Annotated in this window: 19 protein-coding genes and 1 riboswitch; of the genes, 6 read left to right on the top strand and 13 right to left on the bottom strand. The window is 44.5% G+C overall.

From position 1 onward, the window contains the following. Window positions 1-14 precede the first annotated feature (14 nt). A complete protein-coding gene (locus E2491_RS04120) occupies window positions 15-497 on the bottom strand; it encodes a GyrI-like domain-containing protein (protein WP_134373110.1) in 483 nt (160 codons plus the stop codon). Window positions 498-675: 178 nt separating this feature from the next. Here E2491_RS04120 and msrB point away from each other — a divergent pair, with 178 nt between their 5' ends. After that, window positions 676-1,830, top strand: a complete 1,155-nt coding sequence (msrB, locus tag E2491_RS04115; protein WP_134373107.1) for a peptide-methionine (R)-S-oxide reductase MsrB — start codon at window positions 676-678, stop codon at window positions 1,828-1,830. A gap of 525 nt (window positions 1,831-2,355) precedes the next feature. Beyond that, window positions 2,356-2,922, top strand: a complete 567-nt coding sequence (locus E2491_RS04110; RefSeq protein WP_134373104.1) for a beta-class carbonic anhydrase — start codon at window positions 2,356-2,358, stop codon at window positions 2,920-2,922. A gap of 23 nt (window positions 2,923-2,945) precedes the next feature. Here the strand turns inward: E2491_RS04110 and E2491_RS04105 are convergent, their stop codons facing one another. The 9 genes from E2491_RS04105 to E2491_RS04065 form a co-directional block, all read right to left on the bottom strand. Further along, the gene (locus E2491_RS04105; protein WP_134373101.1) at window positions 2,946-3,425 is read right to left on the bottom strand and encodes a DinB family protein; all 480 of its coding nucleotides are present in this window, start codon (window positions 3,423-3,425) and stop codon (window positions 2,946-2,948) included. A 12-nt stretch (window positions 3,426-3,437) separates the two neighbouring features. Continuing rightward, the gene (locus E2491_RS04100) at window positions 3,438-4,046 is read right to left on the bottom strand and encodes a DUF1349 domain-containing protein (protein WP_134373098.1); all 609 of its coding nucleotides are present in this window, start codon (window positions 4,044-4,046) and stop codon (window positions 3,438-3,440) included. Between the two features lie 71 nt (window positions 4,047-4,117). After that, a complete protein-coding gene (locus E2491_RS04095; protein ID WP_134373095.1) occupies window positions 4,118-4,750 on the bottom strand; it encodes a response regulator transcription factor in 633 nt (210 codons plus the stop codon). Further along, window positions 4,747-5,772, bottom strand: coding sequence for a sensor histidine kinase (locus tag E2491_RS04090; protein ID WP_134373092.1), 1,026 nt, complete (start codon window positions 5,770-5,772; stop codon window positions 4,747-4,749). Before E2491_RS04090 ends, E2491_RS04095 begins: the two co-directional genes overlap by 4 nt. Beyond that, window positions 5,769-6,500 carry a cell wall-active antibiotics response protein LiaF gene (gene liaF / locus E2491_RS04085; protein ID WP_166805781.1) on the bottom strand — a complete coding sequence of 244 codons (732 nt, stop codon included), beginning with the start codon at window positions 6,498-6,500 and terminating at the stop codon, window positions 5,769-5,771. The genes E2491_RS04090 and liaF overlap by 4 nt, the downstream gene beginning before the upstream one ends. Window positions 6,501-6,607: 107 nt before the next feature. After that, a complete protein-coding gene (locus E2491_RS04080) occupies window positions 6,608-7,213 on the bottom strand; it encodes a PspA/IM30 family protein (RefSeq protein ID WP_134373086.1) in 606 nt (201 codons plus the stop codon). Window positions 7,214-7,242: 29 nt separating this feature from the next. Next, the gene (locus E2491_RS04075) at window positions 7,243-7,581 is read right to left on the bottom strand and encodes a lmo0954 family membrane protein (RefSeq protein WP_134373083.1); all 339 of its coding nucleotides are present in this window, start codon (window positions 7,579-7,581) and stop codon (window positions 7,243-7,245) included. A 348-nt stretch (window positions 7,582-7,929) separates the two neighbouring features. Continuing rightward, on the bottom strand, window positions 7,930-8,475 hold the full coding sequence (locus E2491_RS04070) for a GNAT family N-acetyltransferase (RefSeq protein ID WP_134373080.1): 546 nt from the start codon (window positions 8,473-8,475) through the stop codon (window positions 7,930-7,932). 387 nt (window positions 8,476-8,862) lie between these two features. After that, window positions 8,863-10,656: a M3 family oligoendopeptidase gene (locus E2491_RS04065; protein WP_134373077.1), complete on the bottom strand. Its 1,794-nt coding sequence runs from the start codon at window positions 10,654-10,656 to the stop codon at window positions 8,863-8,865. 140 nt (window positions 10,657-10,796) lie between these two features. Here E2491_RS04065 and recQ point away from each other — a divergent pair, with 140 nt between their 5' ends. From recQ to E2491_RS04050, 3 genes are all read left to right on the top strand, one after another. Continuing rightward, the gene (gene recQ / locus E2491_RS04060) at window positions 10,797-12,953 is read left to right on the top strand and encodes a DNA helicase RecQ (protein ID WP_134373074.1); all 2,157 of its coding nucleotides are present in this window, start codon (window positions 10,797-10,799) and stop codon (window positions 12,951-12,953) included. A 411-nt stretch (window positions 12,954-13,364) separates the two neighbouring features. Next, on the top strand, window positions 13,365-14,120 hold the full coding sequence (locus tag E2491_RS04055) for a TspO/MBR family protein (protein WP_134373071.1): 756 nt from the start codon (window positions 13,365-13,367) through the stop codon (window positions 14,118-14,120). Window positions 14,121-14,183: 63 nt separating this feature from the next. After that, complete coding sequence (locus tag E2491_RS04050) at window positions 14,184-14,525, top strand: hypothetical protein (RefSeq protein ID WP_134373068.1); 342 nt, start codon at window positions 14,184-14,186, stop codon at window positions 14,523-14,525. Window positions 14,526-14,928: 403 nt separating this feature from the next. Here the strand turns inward: E2491_RS04050 and map are convergent, their stop codons facing one another. Together map and thiT are read right to left on the bottom strand one after the other, a co-directional pair. After that, window positions 14,929-15,678 (bottom strand): type I methionyl aminopeptidase, encoded by a 750-nt coding sequence (gene map / locus E2491_RS04045; protein WP_134373065.1) that lies wholly within the window; start codon window positions 15,676-15,678, stop codon window positions 14,929-14,931. Window positions 15,679-15,868: 190 nt separating this feature from the next. After that, entirely contained in the window at window positions 15,869-16,441 is a 573-nt protein-coding gene (thiT, locus tag E2491_RS04040; protein WP_134373062.1) for an energy-coupled thiamine transporter ThiT, read from the bottom strand. Window positions 16,442-16,560: 119 nt separating this feature from the next. After that, window positions 16,561-16,662, bottom strand: a riboswitch (TPP riboswitch). Window positions 16,663-16,782: 120 nt separating this feature from the next. On the opposite strand from thiT, the gene E2491_RS04035 reads away from it, so the two are divergent. Then, entirely contained in the window at window positions 16,783-17,805 is a 1,023-nt protein-coding gene (locus tag E2491_RS04035; RefSeq protein ID WP_134373059.1) for an aromatic acid exporter family protein, read from the top strand. Window positions 17,806-17,887: 82 nt separating this feature from the next. Here the strand turns inward: E2491_RS04035 and E2491_RS04030 are convergent, their stop codons facing one another. Next, window positions 17,888-18,697, bottom strand: a complete 810-nt coding sequence (locus E2491_RS04030) for a glycoside hydrolase family 16 protein (protein ID WP_134373056.1) — start codon at window positions 18,695-18,697, stop codon at window positions 17,888-17,890. Window positions 18,698-18,762: the final 65 nt, after the last annotated feature.

The following is an 18,762-nucleotide window of genomic DNA, read 5'->3' as shown; positions in this document are numbered from 1 at the left end:
TTTTACTCATCCTGTCATGTATTTGCAAGATTTCGTTGTTTGACGGGCAGTCCGATTTTCAGGGTTGGTGACATTTTGTAAGGGTTGTAATCTGCTGAGTAGACTTCGATATGATCGAGACCTGCCTGATTCAGCTGAATGCCCTGTGACTGTGCCCAGCGGTATAGTTTTTCATAGCTTTTCCATGCCTGCTGTCCATTGTGCTCTGTGACGGCATAATGATGGGATGGCACGATGATCCGATGCATATCGGGTGGGATTTTCTGTGTGCGAAGTGCCTCCACTCCAAAGTAATACGTAAATCCATCCGGACGATCCTGATAAGACAGACCGATATAATCTGATTCCTCACTCGCAAGGTCAAGTTCCTTTATCCTCTTCTGACATTCTTCAATGACCGGGAAAATATCTCCGTGTGCAGCAGCCTCATATGTGCCTGTCCATTTCATGCCGACAAAGTAAAAGCTTGATTTTCTAACGATTTCGAAATCACTCATATTCGCGCTCCTTTCGCCTGGGGAGTCGTACCGTGAACTATTTTCTTATATTTTAGCAAATTCTGAATACTTAAAGATAGGGTCTGAGCATTATTTTTATTAAAGAATCTGTAAATATGTTATGTTTTACTTAAGAGTTGGACATTTCACTTCCATCTAAAACTAATGGGGTGAGCGAATGAAAAGAAAAAAGAAAAACTGGCTATTAATCAGTGTGGGGCTGGTTGTAGCTGCTGCAGGCCTCTTTTTCGCCTTCTCCGATGAATTGCTGAACCGGTCATATGGCAGTGAAGCAAGCTCAGGCGCGGACCTTGCACCTAATGAAGAAGTCGCTATTTTTGCCGGCGGATGCTTCTGGTGTATGGAGCCACCATTTGAAAAGCTTGCCGGTGTACGTGATGCGGTATCCGGTTATACCGGTGGAGAAGAAGAAAATCCTGAATACAGTCAAGTAGCCGGTGGCGAAACCGGTCATACAGAAGCCGTGCAGGTCATTTATGATCCAAGTGTCATCAGTTATGAGGATCTGCTGGATGTATTCTGGAAACAGATCGATCCGACAGATTCAGAAGGTCAGTTTATTGACCGCGGAAAGCAGTACCGTCCTGAAATCTTTGTACAAAATGATGAAGAAAGAGCTGCAGCTGAAGCTTCCAAACAGGAATTAATTGATTCCGGCAGGTTTGATGCTGAGATCATCGTTCCGATTACGGATGCTTCCACATTTTATATTGCAGAAGAATATCATCAGGATTATTACATTAAAAATGAAGGACGATATGAACTTTACCGGGCAAACTCCGGTAGAGATCAATTCTTAAATCAGTACTGGACAGTTGATGAACGAAACGGTGATTTGCCAACAAAAGAGGAACAGGAAGAAAACAGTCCTTATAATGTCAGCTATACTGATGAGGAACTCCGTGAAATGCTAACCGACATTCAATATGAAGTCACACAGGAAGACGGAACAGAAACCCCTTTTGATAATGAGTATGACGGCTTTTACGAAGACGGCATTTATGTAGACATCGTCTCAGGCGAACCTCTATTCAGTTCTACAGACAAATACGATTCCAGAACGGGCTGGCCTTCCTTTACGAAACCACTAGTCCCTGAAAATATCGTAGAAGTTGAAGATCCGGGAATTTTCGGTATGAGAATTGAAGTCCGCAGTAAATACGCCGATTCCCATCTTGGCCACGTATTTGAAGACGGCCCAGAGCCAACCGGCCTCCGATACTGCATGAACTCAGCAGCCATGAGATTTATCCCCGCTGAAGACCTTGAAGCAGAAGGCTACGGAGAATTTTCATACCTGTTTGAATCCTGATTACCAAAAACCTGAATGCCCGACAAGCGGCATCCAGGTTTTTTTATCACTGAAACTTATTTGACAACTCTTTCTATCTTTTTAACAACCTTCTCCATCTATATAACCACTCTCTCAAAAACTACTGAGAATCTGGGTCAGTTCTTGAACTTAACCAACTATCTTTCCAAAAAAACCGAAATCTACTGCACAAACCCAGGGCAGAAGGCATCCGTAGACTCCTGCGGCAGCGAAGCGACAGGTGAGACAGCGTATTGCGCAGCAATAGCTGGCTCACCGCGCGGCCGCGGAAAGCGAAGGATGCCTTCTGCCCGCTTTTTAAATCCTTGTTCTCCTGTCAACTCCTATTAAGGAAACGGTCAGGTAAAAACAGCTGAAGCAAAGACGGATTCAACATCCGGCCACGTAAGAAAGAATCCGCTCCGGTTCTCCAAATACATTCGACAGAACCCAAATCTTTACTTACAATAAAGAAGGAAGATCATCTGCAACGTATCAATCCATATTTACATAAGGAGGATTTACATGACACTATTATCCGAACTGCTTACCTATAACGAAACATTCGTTAAAGAAAAAGAATATGAAACATACGCCACGACAAAGCTCCCTGACAAAAAGCTTGTCATCCTGACATGCATGGATACACGTCTTCTAGAGCTTTTACCTAAATCGATGAACCTTAAAAACGGTGACGTCAAAATGGTCCGCAATGCCGGAGCCGTGATTACTCACCCGTTTGGAAGCGTCATGCGAAGCCTTCTTGTTGCAGTTTATGAGCTTCAGGCAGATGAAGTACTGATTATCGGCCACTACGATTGCGGTATGGGTGCGGTAAACAGTGAATCCATGATTTCTAAAATGAAGAACCGTGGTATTTCTGATGAAACAATTGATACATTAGGATATTCCGGCATCAATTTACACGAGTGGCTGAAAGGTTTTGATGACGTGTCTGATAGTGTGAAGCACACAGCAGAGCTTGTTCGTAATCACCCGCTGATGGATGCCAAAGTTCCTGTCCACGGACTTGTTATCGATCCTGAAACTGGCCGTCTTGATCTCGTGTCTGAGGGTTATGTAAAAGCGTAATAAAAAAAGAAGCTGATCTGATTTCAGCTTCTTTTTTCATTCAAATAATAAATATAATCATATACAACCCCGCTATATCCAAGCTGACGATGCATAGCTGTCACGTTTCCTCTATGGTAAGAGCCGTGATTGACGACTGTGTAAACCATTTCCTCAACAGAATTCGTCATCGGAATTCCTTTCATCGTAAAAAAGGATCGGATTGTAACAGGGTCAATCTCTGCCAGCACCTGATCGTATTGCAAGTGGAGCTCCTTAAAAGCCGCTGATGCTTCCTCTACGGTTCTGAGTGATGTAGCGGGAGCCTCTGGCCTTTCTGTTCCTTTAATCCGCTCCAGCCACAAATAATCCACTACATAGACGTGGTCAAACACTTCCTTTATGGACGGAAATACACTTTGAATTTCTTTTGTATAAACTTCTTCAGGTAACGTTTTCAAATGAGCGAGCTGTTTTTGCGTTCCCCATTTATGATAGGAAAACCAATCTTCTATTGTAATCATCCAATCATTCCTTTACTTCACTTCTAATTGAACGGTCCAGGAGTGGAAAACTGTGGTAAAACCTCCGCCTGGTGATGGACTGCATGCGTATAGGCCAAGCTTTACTTTACCATTGTGATCATCCTCATGAAGACGGGCAATTCTCAACTGCTGATATTCATGATCGCCTTCTGCGGGTTTGGACCAGATCCGGTAGTTTCCGCCTTCACGGGAAATTTTGAACGCGAGCTTAATTCCGTTTTCAGGTGTTGGCACGTTACACGATGACCAGTCTGAGTATCCATTATTTGTAACGACAGCACCGAGGAAGGAATGCTTTTCCGGGATATATTCAAGTGACGCCTTCAGCCAGCAGTCATCTGATACCATAATAAAAAGACCCGCCTGATCATACCGGCTTTTCGGATCCTTCATTGTGAATACGGCTTCTGTTTCAAAGGCACCTATGATTTCCTTATAAAAGACATGTCCATCCATGCGATCAAAGCCGTAATGCGTTTTTCTCCAGAAATCTGTCTTTTCTTTTGTTTTGACGATTAATTCTTTATCTTCAAGCGCGTAGTCCGGCGGCTCGTTCAACCAGCAGCAGTCTTTCGCCTGATTTTCCAATAAGGAATGCATGCATAGGACTCCTTTCAAGAGCGTTTGTATTTGTTTACCCAGAAACAAAAGTCCTTAACATATTCATTTACCTATTTTACCAAATCATGCTTAAATGCATAAATAACAGCCTGTGTGCGATCCTGAACTTCAAGCTTCCCAAGAATGTTACTGACATGGGTTTTGACTGTTTTCAAGGCAATGTATAACTCATCAGCAATCTCCTGATTTGTTTTTCCTTCTGCAACCAGCAGTAAAATTTCTTTTTCACGGTCTGTCAGATCCTGATGCAGCAATTTAGGTACTCCACCTCTCATACGCTGCATGACTTTTCCGGTCACCTCAGGCTCTAAAACCGTTTCTCCGTTGTGCGTTTTCCGGATCGCGTCTGCTATGTCTTTTGCTTTCGATGTTTTAAGTAAGTAACTGACCGCACCTGCTTCAAGTGCAGGATACACTTTATCATCGTCTAAAAAGCTTGTGACAATGATGATTTTTGCTTCCGGCCACTTTTTGATGATTTGTGAGGTCGCCTCGATGCCATCCATCTTTTTCATTACAAGGTCCATTAAAATAATATCCGGCTTCAGCTCTAATGCCATTTTCACAGCCGGTTCTCCGTCGTCACATTCGCCCACCACTTCAATATCATGCTGAGCCGCTAAATAAGATCCCACGCCAATCCGGACCATTTCGTGATCGTCTACGAATAATACCCGTATCATTCCGCTTCCTCCCTTCTTTTAAAAGGTACCTTGATTTCAAGACGCGTTCCCTGATCAGGAAGAGAAACGATTTTTAACTTCCCGCCAATTTCAGCAGCGCGTTCACGCATGCTGGCAAGACCATATGAGCCTGCTTTATCCTCTGAAATCGTGAAACCTTTACCGTCGTCCGTAATTCGCAGAATGACATAATCATCCCGTAAAATGCATAAAACGCTGAGAATTTCCGCCTCAGCATGACGTAATGTATTTGAAATCGATTCCTGTAAAATACGAAACAGATGATCCTCCACACTTCTCTCAAGTTCAAGCGGCTCAGCCTTCCAGGTCAGCTTCAATGGAACCTTCAGCTGAAGCTCAGTCAGCAGTTCTTCAATACCTTCCGCCAATGTTTTACCTTTTAAAGCAGCCGGTCTTAAATGTAAAAGCAGCGCACGCATCTCAATCTGAGACTGCTGAATCATCTTCTCCACCATTTGCAGCTGACGATTTTCCCGCGCGCTTTCCTCCTCATTAATCGCTGACATCAGCATCGATGCGGCAAACAGCTGCTGGCTGACTGAATCGTGCAGCTCACGTGCCAGCCGCTGCCGTTCCTGAGAGACCATCTCCTGAATTTTCTGCTCCTGCTGTTCAACCTTCTCACTCGCAAGTTTCTGACTCGTCAGCACCTGTTCTGTCCATAACGCCTGCAGCTCTGATGCTTTTTCTGACAGCTTGGAAAGCTCCGCCGTTTTGGGCAGGCTTCCCTCTGATGTTGCACGCCCTAAAAGCAGATCATCAAGCTGACGCTGTACCATCATCACCTGTCTTTTATAACCATGCCCCTGAATCAGTCCCCAGATCATGGACACAAGAAGCAGCTGCAGGACAAGAAACAGAACGATCGGAATATCCAGGATCGTCTCCTGCCAAAGGCTTCCCCACTGTTCGGGTGGAAACATTAAAAGGTAGACACCGAAAGTCAGCAATACTGTCAGGACACTCAGCCCCACCGCCTGAAACGTATTTTTCGCCATCATACGCGCTTCACCTCGATATCCCCGACAAGCACTGATGTAAAAATCGTCACTTTCTGAGAAGCGGACCGGTAATGCTCTGTTTCATACACAAGATTTTCATTCCACAGACGGGAGGAATGCTTCTTAAAAATCGAAGCTTCTCCGGCAACAGCAGCATGCTGAATCGAGATATCCAGTTCATAAGGGACAAGAATCGTAATGTTCCCGGCCAGATTTCTCATCGAAATAAATACTTCCCGGTCCGGTAACACTGTATTACTCAAATCAATGAGTACATCACCGATTCCGTTTTGCAGATGAATATCTTCCCATTCAAATGAGTGATCAGGTGTAGAATGAGATCCTACCCACTTATTCAGGAAAAAAGGTTTTTTAGATAAAAGAAGTCTTTCTTTATCTTCCTTGAACTTACTTTCCATTTTCGCTCTATACGTAACAGGGTCTTTCTTAGACTCTGTATATTTCATAATCAAATAAACAATCAGTACGACTGCGAGAATTCTCAATGTGACCATCGACAAAACAGCTGTTAATAAAGAAAGCGCACCAACACCTAACAGGATCTTCCCATACAGCCGGTCCCAGCGGCGTTTCCCAAAGTAAATAAACGCACCTGCTACCGCAAACGAAAAGATCATCCCGCTGTTAAATAAAATAATTTCAATGAATACGAGTACCAGACAGGCAGTTACCCAGTTTGATAAGGACATTTCTTTTAGCCATTTCATTCTGCCCACCCCCTTGTTGATCATCCTGCTTTCTTATTTTAGCCTTTCATTCTGTTTACCGGAACCCCAAATTCGGGAGGAAGGGTCTCCCCTTTCTCCCGAATTCATCAATTTTCGTGTTTCAACTCTTCAATTTGTTCATCAATCGTCAGCACTTCTTTTTTCTTTTCTTCGGACTTTAAGTACTGATCAATCTGCATAAACCGGCGATCTTCATCCGTTACCTGCTCCGGATTCAGCATAAATGACGCCTGTTTTTCACCCTTTACGGCATTTTCCTTTGCCATATATTCAAGTCGCTTCAACTGAAGGTCTTTCAGCTTAAATGTGATCTGTTCCTGCTGATGCTCAAGATCCTTCAGCTGGGCCTCCGCTTCACGAATCGTGATCTCCAGGCGCTCTGTGCGGCCGCTGTAATAGGTGTATTCTCTTAATGCCGCTGCTGCAAGCTCCTCTTTCCCGGCTTCTTCCGCCAGCTTAACATGCTCTTTGCGTTTTTCAGCCATTGATTTTGCTTCACGGAATTCCTTTTCAAATTCCTTTTTAAGGAGCTTCTGGCGATCAGTCAGCTGTTGTGCACGCTTCACTGCTGCCTCACAATCCTTGATCTCCTTTGACAAAGCTGTGAGAGGATTCGACATCTCTTTCTTCCACTTCGCATCCTGAAAATCCTGTTTGATGACTTCTGCTATTTTTGTTAGTACGTGATTCATATGATCGTCTCCTTTTTTTGTTGTATGTTTTAATATGATTTTTTCTTAAGATCATTCCACTGTTTTTCAAAGTATGAAAACGGCTCATTGGTCACAGGCTCACGATTCCACTTTTTCACAACAACGTACAGTACATAAATGGCCAGAACACCGAGAATCGCCGGTACGTTAAAGATGGCGGACAATGCGGCAATCGCTCCGACAATTCCTGTCGTAATCTTCACCCAAAGCTTGTCAGATGACACATACCATTTTGCAGCGAAATAAGTAATCACAAGGCTGACAACCAGACCCGCTATCGATCCAAGATTTGAAAGCAATACAATCGCTGCGGTCACACCAATCAGGGTTAACCAGAATTTGTTCATGTTATTTCCTCCTTTTTTCTTTGTACCCTTAGTTTAGAGCACAGCAAAAAACCCCGACAGGAGCCGGAGCTTGATTTTGGAGTAGGACCTGAGGCGTAGTAAGTTGTGAGCCATTTGAGAACTCTTTGAAGTTATTAGGCGACTTTTCGGGATGGATTCGACCACTCTTTCGGAGTATTCGACCACTCTTTCAGGTTATTCGACCACTCTTTGTATTCATTTAACGACTCTCCTTAAAACGCACAACAAAAAGCCGGAACAGCTCCTGTTAAGAGTGTCCCGGCTTCTCTATTGTATAAAACGGTTTAATAAACGTACGACATACCGCTCCCAAAAGGTCTTACCCTTTCAGAAATCATCCTCAAGCATGCTGTACAAGTAATGATCCTCCCAAACACCGTTGATAAACAGGTTTTTGCGGAGAAGGCCCTCCTGCTGCATGCCTACTTTTTCAAGCACTTTTTGAGAAGCCTCATTTTTAGGTGAGACCAGGGCTTCAATCCGGTGCAGGCCGAAGTCACGAAAGGCAAAACGCAGCGCTGCCTGAACCGCTTCCGTTCCGTAACCCTGTTTCGTGTGCTCTTCATCAAGTGAATAACCGATGTAGGCTGACGCAAATGGCAGTCGGCGAATGGAGTAGATGGATACACTACCAATTAAACGATTAGTATCTGAATGATAAATTCCCCAGCTGTATTCCTTCCCAAGCTTCTGCTGCTGTTTCGCCTCAGCCAGTTTTTCAAGCTGGGTTTCCCTCGTATAAAAAGGGTCCGGATGCTTCGGTTCATAAATGGTCCAAAACCTGCGATTACGAATCAAAAGCTCAACGAACTCATCAATATCCTCTTCCGCCAGAGGCCTGAAATACAGACGCTCACTTTTCAATAGCACCATAAGCACTCTCTCCAATGTCTAGTTGTTTCTTTTAGTGTAAACCAAAACCTGCCTGACGGTCGACTGTGGAATGTGAATTTTCTTTGATCATAGAAAGTCATAATCGGAGCCCGACGGTATTCCTTCTTTAAGGAAAATTTTTCAATCGAATCAGATTTTTATTCCTTCTTTCTAAAAAATGATTCCTTCGTTTGAAAATATAATTCCCTCACTACGTCCTCAAGCCTTTACTTTCCCTTCATTGACTCTCATAATTCCATCACTACGACAGCACGATTCCTTCATTTCTAAATTGGATTCCATCAAACTGCCCCACACGCACCTTTTGTCAAAACATGCATTCGTTAACTTGAAAAGAAGCCGCCCCTAAAGGCAGCTCCTCTCTCATCAGGAAGTTAACGCTATAAAATCCTCTGCATCCTTCACACACAGCTCTATGCCTTTCATCCAGAAGGCTTCTGTTGTGATGTCTTCACCGAGGTGTTTCATCGCGAGCTCTTCTGTTGTCATCACTGCGGTATCACGCAGCAGCGCCATGTACTTCTCCTCGTAATCCGTTCCCTCTTCCAGTGCACGGGCGTAAATGCTGAGCGAGAACAGGTAACCAAATGTATACGGGAAATTGTAGAATGGTACGCCTGTAATATGGAAATGAAGCTTTGAAGCCCAGAAACGCGGCTCGTTATCCTCCACTGCACCACCGTAAGCTTCATTTTGCGCTTCTACCGTCAGCTGATTCAGACGCTCGGCAGTTACGAAGCCCTGCTTGCGCTCTTCATAGAAGTTCTTTTCAAAAATAAAACGTGAGTGAATGTTCATGAAGAAGGCGATGCTTCTTGATACTTTATCCTCAAGCAAAGCTGCCTGCTCTTCTTTTGTTTCCGCCTCTTTAACCGCCGCATCAGACACGATCATTTCAGCAAACGTTGACGCCGTTTCTGCCACGTTCATCGCATACATTCTGTTCAGTTGGTCCATAGGTCGAAGCGCATACGAATGGAAGGCGTGGCCAAGCTCATGTGCAAGTGTCGCCACATTCGACATCGTGCCGCTGTATGTCATGAAAATACGGGATTGCTCACTTTGAGGGAAGCCTGTGCAGAATCCACCCGGACGTTTACCTGCGCGGTCTTCAGCTTCAATCCAGCCCTCTTCAAAAGCTTTTTCAGCAAATGCAGCCATTTCCGGGCCAAATTTCTTAAAATGCTTTAAAATAAAAGCAGCCCCTTCGCTGTATGGAAGTTTCTTCACACTCGATGAGATCGGTGCATCCAGATGAGCCCACTTCATTTTCTCCAGACCAAGAAGCTTCGCTTTATGATCCAGGAATTTTACAAAAGGCTGCTTGCTCTTGCTGATTGCGCCCCACATGGCATCCAATGTTTCAGGCTTCATGCGGTTGTAATCAAGCGGCTCCTTCATAAAGTCATCCCAGCCGCGCTTTTTGTAAAGAGCCAGACGGAAACCGCCAAGGTGGTTCAGCGTCTGGGCAAACAGGTTCTCCTGCTTCTGCCACGCTTCATCGAGTTTTTGTTTTACCTCTTCACGGACCGCTGCATCCTCATGTGACTTCAGATTATTGGCCTGTCCAACAGAAAGGGTCTCCTTTTCTCCATCCACTTCTATTTCAATGGACATCTCACCAACAAGGGCATTATACATCTGTCCCCAGCCATGGTATCCATCTACACCTAGCGCGCTGATTAGAGCCTCTTCCGCTTCTGACAATCTTTCTTTTGCACTCTCACGCCACTCACCAAGAATAAATGCGTACTCGTTCAGCTTCTCATGTGCGACCAGTTGATCCCATACCTGATCGTCTGCTGCTGCAAGCTTCTGCTGAAATGCCTGATACGCTGTACCGAAATCTGCAAAAAGAGAAACAACTTTTCCTCTCAGTACGCCTGCGCCTGTATCTGATGTATCGGCTGCTTCAAGGCAGCTTGCAAATGCGCCAACCTGGCGAAGCCCCATCATTGCTTCTTTTGCTTGCTGGATCAGTGCATATACTTCATCTCCCTGATCAGCAGATGAAGGTGTGTTGAATTCCTTAACGCGATCAGCAAAAAGGGCCGTTTTATTTTCATATGTATTAAGGTGCTGTGCTAATTCCTCTGACTGACTTCCGCCTTTAAAAAAGACATCTAAATCCCACGTTTCCGGATATACCGCTGTTGACATGTTGATTCCTCCTGTTTCAATTTTCTGACTACATGTTTTATCTTACCATAATACTTCGACTTTCGAAACACAAGCTTATCGTACTGCTTCATTTCTCATGTTAAAATAATAAAAGATTGATTGAAGAAGGGATGATTTTCATGAACAAGCAGGCTCAGCAAGTCCTGCAAACCTATTTCGGCTATGAAGCATTCAGGCCGGGACAGGACCGGATCATTGAATCGGTTTTAGACCGCCAAAACGCGCTCGGCATCATGCCGACTGGCGGCGGGAAATCGATCTGCTATCAGATTCCCGGGTTAATGATGGAAGGCACTGCCCTTGTCATCTCTCCCCTGATCTCACTCATGCGTGATCAGGTTGATGCATTAAATGAAAACGGCATTTCTGCCACCTATATAAACAGTACATTATCCGCTGCTGAAACGCGTGAACGCCTGCAGGGACTACGGGAAGGTCGCTATCAATTTATGTATGCAGCACCGGAGCGTTTTGACTCGAGCGCTTTTTTTAATACGATTTCACAAATCCCTCTCTCTTTGATTGCATTTGATGAAGCGCACTGTATATCCCAGTGGGGACACGATTTCAGACCGAGCTACCGAACGATTGTTGACACGATCAAACAGCTGCCTAACCTCCCTGTATTAACCGCATTGACGGCTACAGCAACAGACCGCGTCATCCAGGACATCACAAGCCTGCTATCTATTGATGCTGACCATATCGTCAACACCGGTTTTGCCCGTGATAATTTATCCTTTCACGTCGTAAAGACCGGTGATAAACGCACCTTTATTTCCCGTTTTCTAAAAGAGAAACAGGATCAGACTGGCATTATTTATACTGCAACAAGAAAAGATGCTGATCAGCTGACTGACTGGCTGAATGAAACCGGATTTGAAGCAGTCTGCTATCATGCAGGACTGTCAGAAGAGGAGCGTAATGAGTCGCAGCGGCAGTTTATTTATGACGAGAAAAACATTATTGTCGCTACGAATGCATTTGGAATGGGGATAGATAAATCAAACGTACGCTACGTTCTTCATTACCAGCTTCCGATGAATATGGAATCCTACTATCAGGAGGCCGGGCGCGCAGGACGTGACGGTGAACCTTCAGACTGTTATCTGCTCTACAGCCCTCAGGACGCAATGCTCCAGCGCTTTCTGATTGAACAATCCATTCACAGTGAGGAAAAAAGAGCGGAAGAATACGGGAAGCTGCAGCAGATGATTAACTACTGTCACAGCAACAGCTGCCTGCCGCGCTATATTCTTACTTACTTTGAGGATCATCAGATGACCTCAGACTGTGGACACTGCAGCAGCTGTCTCGACAGCCGTGAAAAATCCGACCGAACTCGCGAGGTCCAGATGATTCTCTCAACGGTAAAACGAATGGGCGAGCGTTTCGGAACAGGGATGACAGCAAAAGTGCTGAAAGGTTCACGTAACAAGAAGCTGCTCGATTTCAGGCTCGATAAAATTACGACTTACGGATTAATGTCCCGCATGAAGGAAAGGGAAATCTCTGACTTAATTCAGCTCCTGATTGCCGAAGGGTATTTAACCCTTGATGGCGGACAGTTCCCCGTCTTAAAGCTGACACAGGATGCTGTTCCGGTTCTGAAAGGTCAGCAGGAGGTCTGGCTGAAGTCCGGCTTTGAATTACAAAAGCAAAAAGCAGACTACGACGAAGGCTTATTCGAGGAGCTTCGTAAAGTCCGCTCTGCACTTGCAAAAGAGCACGGTGTTCCGCCATACGTCGTCTTCTCCGATGCCACACTGCGTGAAATGGCACAGTATTATCCTGAAACGATGGACGAGCTATCTTCTGTAAAAGGAGTCGGTGAACGGAAACGGGATGCTTACGGTGAACCGTTTATAGCCGCAATCAAAAGCTATACGGAGGTAAATGGGAAAAACAAAAAGATGACGTCCATTCCTGCCTCTGTGCCTGCTGCGAAACGCAAGGAGCCTCAGGTATTGCCTGACAGCGATCAGCCAAGCCACCTGCTGAGCTATGAGCTCTATGAGGAAGGCAAATCCATCACAGAAATCGCCGACCTTCGCGGCATGACAGGCCAAACAATTGAAAAACATCTGCAAAAAGCATACGAGGAAGGTCACACACTCCGTTTTCATGAATGGTTTGACGAACAGCTCGAGTCTCTCATTCTCACAAAACGCGGAGAGCTTGAGGAACCGCGCCTTAAGCCGTTAAAGGAGTCTCTGCCTGAGGAAGTGACGTATACCCAGATCAAAATGGTGCTGGTGAAGAACCAGCTTGTGTAAAACATTTAAACCGGCATTCCCCGTTGATAAATGAGGGGATGCCGGTTTTTTGGTTGATTGTTTCTCTGCAAAGGAGAGAGAGCTTGAAGATCAGGTAGTTACCTGAACAGTACAATTCTTTTTTGAAACAGTACAAAAAAATTTTGAAAAAGGACAATTCTGATTTTGAACAGAACAAAACCCACACCTTGAACTCGTAACAATACAATTAACTTTTCAACCAATACATATACACGTTCAAACAGTACAATAAAATACCCATTCGATTCATAAACTCTCCAACACGATACAATCCCTCCAACAACCATTTTCCGATTCCCCCATAATCTTTTTGTCGACCGGTTCAATCTGCTGAAAGAAGGGTAACCTCATTGAAAAAGGGAATAAAGGAACAGATGAGGAGGTCATCAAATGAAACGATTCTGGATCAATCTGATTGCGCTTGCTGCAGTCATCACGATTAATGCTCTGGCAAATATTATTCCGATCAACGGCCAGACAACCGGTGAAATTTCGAACAGGCTGAATGTACTTTTCACTCCTGCAGGCTATGTGTTCTCAATCTGGGGGCTGATTTATACGCTGTTAACGATCTGGGTGCTCCGTGGTGCATTGAAATCACAGCGCAATCGCGACATTTACACAAAAACGAGCACACTGTTTGTATTATCCTGTGTGTTTAATATTACGTGGATTCTGCTTTGGCACTATGAATTCTTTCCACTTTCTGTCCTTGTGATCATCAGTTTACTCGTTTCCATCATTCTGATTTACGGACAGATTAAGCGCAGTAATCCGACATTTTTAGACCGCCTGCCCTTCTCTGTTTATATGGGTTGGGTCAGTGTGGCAACCGTTGCGAATATTGCTTACACGATAAATGAAGCAGGTTATGGCGGACTTGGCATCGGCTCTGTTTTTTGGACAGTCCTGCTGCTGATTGTGGCAACCTTGATTGCACTTGGCATCCGCTATAAAGAGCGCGACTGGATTTATCCGCTCGTCTTTGTCTGGGCTTTTATCGGTATTGGCGTGCAAAACGAAGGTGAATCATCCATTGTTGTTTTTGCCGCTTATGTACTGGCAGCGCTCATCTTCATTGGACTCTTTGTATTCAAAAAGAAAAAGGACAAAGGCTACAGTACACGTAAGCTGAGCTTTAAATAGATTGGATGACAGCCGTCAAATCTGATACGATAGCCTTATCGAAAATGAAATGAGGGTATTGTTTTGGAAGATGGACAATTTGTATTTGCCATGTTTCTGGCTACACTTTTAGTTGGTCCTGTTCTGATGATTATTTCAATCATTTATGGTCGTAAGCGCGGATTAAAGTGGGTCTGGATCACAAATGTGGTGTTTTTATTATTCGCGATCGGGGTTGCAGTTTTTTATTTGGTACAGCTGGATACGATTGCTGCCAATAATCCAACGCCGGGTGGTGCAGGCATACTCGTGATGCTGATCATTTCATCATGGATCTCCGTGCCGACTGCCTTATCGTTTTTCATCCTGGCTGCAGCTATTTTTATGGAGCAGCGGCGCAATATGAAGGAACAAATGAAGAAGTAAGAAAAACAGCGAGCCTATATACAGGGCCGCTGTTTTTTTAATAGCGTATTATCCTAACAGTCGTGCCGGAGCATTGCTTTACGCCGCCGCGCGGTGAGCCTAGCCAGAGGGTTCGCAGGATTTCAGTCAAGGTTCACGAGATTTTGATCATGTTTCGCAAAATTCGGTGGGTGGTTCGAGAGATTTTCGGAGAGGTTCGCAAAATGCGGAGCATCTTTCGTAGGATAGGGTCATTTGACCTACAATACTATTTACGGTTCACAGACGGAGACTGGATTTTAACGCACATACTGCCTGAACGCTTTTCCGCAGCCGCACGGTAAGACTAGAAATGACCATTCACGATTCAGTTTATTACTTCAACAGGAAAAAACAGCGAACCTCAACAAGGTCCGCTGTTTTTTTAGTTATCAGTTTTTGTAATAATGATCGGCTCATCCTTCGTAATCACGATCGTATGCTCGATTTGTGCAACGAGGCTGCCGTCCGGTGTTTTGTAAGTCCAGCCGTCTGCCTGTTCCTCAACATAATCAGCACCTGATGAGATAAACGGTTCAAAAGCGAGTACTGTACCTTCTTTAAGCAATTCATTATCCCATGGATCATGATAGTTCAGGATATGGTCCGGCGCTTCATGCAGTGAGCGTCCTACACCGTGCCCTGTCAGGTTCGTGATGACTGTGAAACCGTTTTGACGGGCTACGCGTGAAACGGTTTTGCCGAGCTGGCTCTTTTTTGAACCTGCTTTTGCTTTTTTCAGTGCAAGTGTAAAAGCATCTTCTGCTGTTTTACAAAGCTTTTCAAGCTGCTTGTTTTCCCCAACAACAAAAGAGATACCTGTATCAGCGAAATAGCCGTCGAGTGACCCTGATACATCAATGTTTACAAGGTCGCCGTCCTGAATGACACGTTTGCCCGGGATTCCGTGTGCGACTTCATCATTTACACTGATGCATGTATAACCCGGAAAGTTGTATTCCCCTTTAGGACCGGATATCGCGCCGTATTGTTCAAATTTTTGTTTTCCTATTTGATCAAGCTCTTCTGTCGTCACGCCGGGTTTGGTTGCTGCGCGCATTTCGTCCCGGATTTCAGCGACAATTGAACCGATCTTTTTAAGAGCTTCAAGCTCCTGATCATTTTTAACAATCATTCGATTCTCTCCTTGCGCTATAATGGTTCACTATATCATACCTTTCCTCTTTCAGACACTGATAAAACTGACGGATCGGGATAATTTTATGAACATCTATTGCCTTCTCTATTAGTTTAGATAAAAACAAAGAGGGTGTGACTGTGTCCACCCTCTTGTTCTGATTATATAACGTTATTTTCTTAACTGATTATGCACTTCTCATCCGTGACTGTGTAGCCACTCGTGGCACGCTGACAAGCAGTGTTGCCAGGATAATCGTTGTCAGGATAAATGCAGGCCCCATATAGGATCCATTGTATGCGAGTGAAAATTGCCATGCCGGCACGCCTTCAGCACCTGATCCGAAGAACACCCAGCCTGCAAAAAAGTGACACATAAATCGCAGTAACGCTCCAGTAAATACGCCAAGTGTAATATAGATAATCGCTTTTCTCATCTGCCCTTCATCCAGAGACCGCTTAATAGCTCCCGCAAATAGACCGGCCAGTCCGATGACGGTAAATGCCAGCGGGTAATCCAGCACATACTGGACCGGGTCCACAATATATGCGCCGAATAACGTCTGCAGCAGCCCGACAAGCAGTCCTGAAAGCAGACCTCCCTTTAACCCCCATCTGAATGCCATCAGGATAATCGGTACCATCACAAAGCTGATAGAACCTCCCTGCGGCCAGATTGAGAACGAAAAACGGTCAAGAATTAAAGCGATTCCTGAAAAAATCGCGACTTCCATTAAAAATATAAGCTTTGTTCTTTCCATTCCTTTTTCCTCCTTTTGCGAAATCGATGCAGCTCGCACAGAGGGGAATTCAACAGACACTTTCATTGTAAAATAAAAAGAGTATGGTCCCGGGGATAGAAACCCGGGACCATACTCCGGTCCGTTTCCATCCACATTCCTGCGTAAGCATTAACTTACAGGTTCGAAGGGTCTGAACAGATTGTTCACTCTCAGCCGAAAGGGCTCCCCTTGTGGAAATTGCATCTGCGACCAGTATATCGCACTTCGTGATAAAAGTCATGTGAATCGGGGTCGCAGTGTTAAGTTTTATGCTATACTATGACACGTCTTCAAATGGCAGAAAAAGGGGTGAATGAGGCATGAAGTGGCTTAAACAAAGATTTATTGGCGGAAGAATCGTCAAGACTGGTGTCGCGGTTTTTTTAACAGCACTGATTTGTCAGCTTTTTAATCTTCCGGTCGTTTTTGCCGTGATCACAGCCATCGTCACAATTGAACCGACTGCCGCAGATTCGATCAAAAAAGGGCTGATCCGTTTTCCGGCTTCGGCCATTGGTGCATCCATTGCCATGTTAGCAACCTTTTTATTAGGTGATCACGCCATTACATATACAATCTCAGCGGTACTGACGATCTGGATCTGCTATAAGCTGAAGCTTGAGGCAGGTATGCTTGTCGCTACTCTAACGGCGGTTGCCATGATTCCCGGGGCGGATGATCATTTTCTTTTAGAATTCATCAAACGTCTTGGCACGACAGGAATCGGTATTTTAACGTCCACCCTCGTAAATTTTGTATTAATGCCTCCTAAATACAAAAGTCAGATCATTGAATTCTTATATCTCGCCCAGTCAGATGTAACAAAAATACTGACAGAGCGTATGAATGAACTGCTTGATCAGAAGCCTTCAGCACTTAATCTGGAATCGGCATCAAATGAGCTCAGGAGCCAGCTTGACCGTGCCGAGACATTTTGCCGTTATCAGCTTCAGGAATGGCATTATCATTCTTATAAACGCGAGGAAATGAATGAAGTACAAATGTATCAAAAGAAGATTTATTTGTTAAGACAGCTGTCCTACCACCTTTCCAATCTCGTAACACTTCCAACTGATGAAATTCCGGAATGGTCGGCTGATGAAAAACAGGCTGTCAGAACACTGGTCAGCCAGCTGAATAACCGGATTATCCGTTCAGGCGAACAGGAGCCCGTTGATCCCGCTGCTCTTGCTATGCTCAGAAACGCGCTAAAAGGCGAAACGGATGAAGAAGAGCTTCCTGCCAAAAGCTATATTTACTTTGAACTCTTATCGATTCACGCTCTTCTCAGAAAAAGAAAATCATTCGTCTCGGTTCCGAGTGCAAAACCTGAAGAACTTTAAAATGATTGTAAGCTCGTCCATTTTATTTTATTGGCAAATAAAAACCGATCACGATTTCTCCGTGACCGGTTTTTTTCGATCTTCATTCTATTCTTTGATACCCACGTACATAATCAACAGAAAATTCATATGGATAGTGCTTTTCCTTTTTTCCGTCTGAGTTCTTTTGCGGTATTTCATAAATGTTCAGCATCATTTGCATCGGGTAGGAAGGTGACTGGCTGGAATGGTGAATCAGCTGATTATCAAGGAAGAAAGATACGCCTTTTTTAGACCACTCAAAACCGTATATGTGGTAATCAGTAGGGTCATATTCAAATTCACGTTCAAAAAATTCATCCTGTATCAATGGATCACTGAAAGCGCGTAAGCCATACCCCAAAATACACGTTTTTTCTTTAACATTCCAGCCTTTCAGTTCAAATGGACAAATTTCTGCAGAGCGCTCTGGATGATCCTCAAACCCGATCATCCAGAAGGCACATACATTTTCAGCAGTCGCAAGTCCCTTCACCCTAATTTCAAAATAGCCGTACTGTGGTATGAATAAATGCTCAGGTGCCTGCTCCTCATTTACAGTGCAATGCTCAGAAAAGCGATGCTGTCCAAGCTTACTTCCACGCGGGCCTGAATAAACACCGGTTTGAAGGTTACTCACTTTAATCTCTCCATTAAGCTCGGGACACCATGGCTGCTGATTTTCTGTAATCAAAAGCTTCAGCTCACTGTTTTCTATACGATAGTTTGCTTTTGAACGCTCACGGCTGCTCCACTGTGGCAAATAAAACGGCAGCCATTTTGTCAGATCAAGCTCACTTTGATTAAAGTCATCATTAAAAATCAGACGGAACCCCTCTTTTTCCAAAGGGTTGCGGGGAAAATCACGGCTCATCCAGTCAACCTCCCATTCTTTTAAACTTTATCTTGAAAGAATGAATTAAAAACTGCTCCCCAGCC

The sequence above is a fragment of the Jeotgalibacillus sp. R-1-5s-1 genome (assembly GCF_004405105.1).
In the GTDB taxonomy this organism is placed as follows: Bacteria; Bacillota; Bacilli; order Bacillales; family Jeotgalibacillaceae; genus Jeotgalibacillus.
This window is presented reverse-complemented; position numbering and strand designations above follow the sequence as displayed.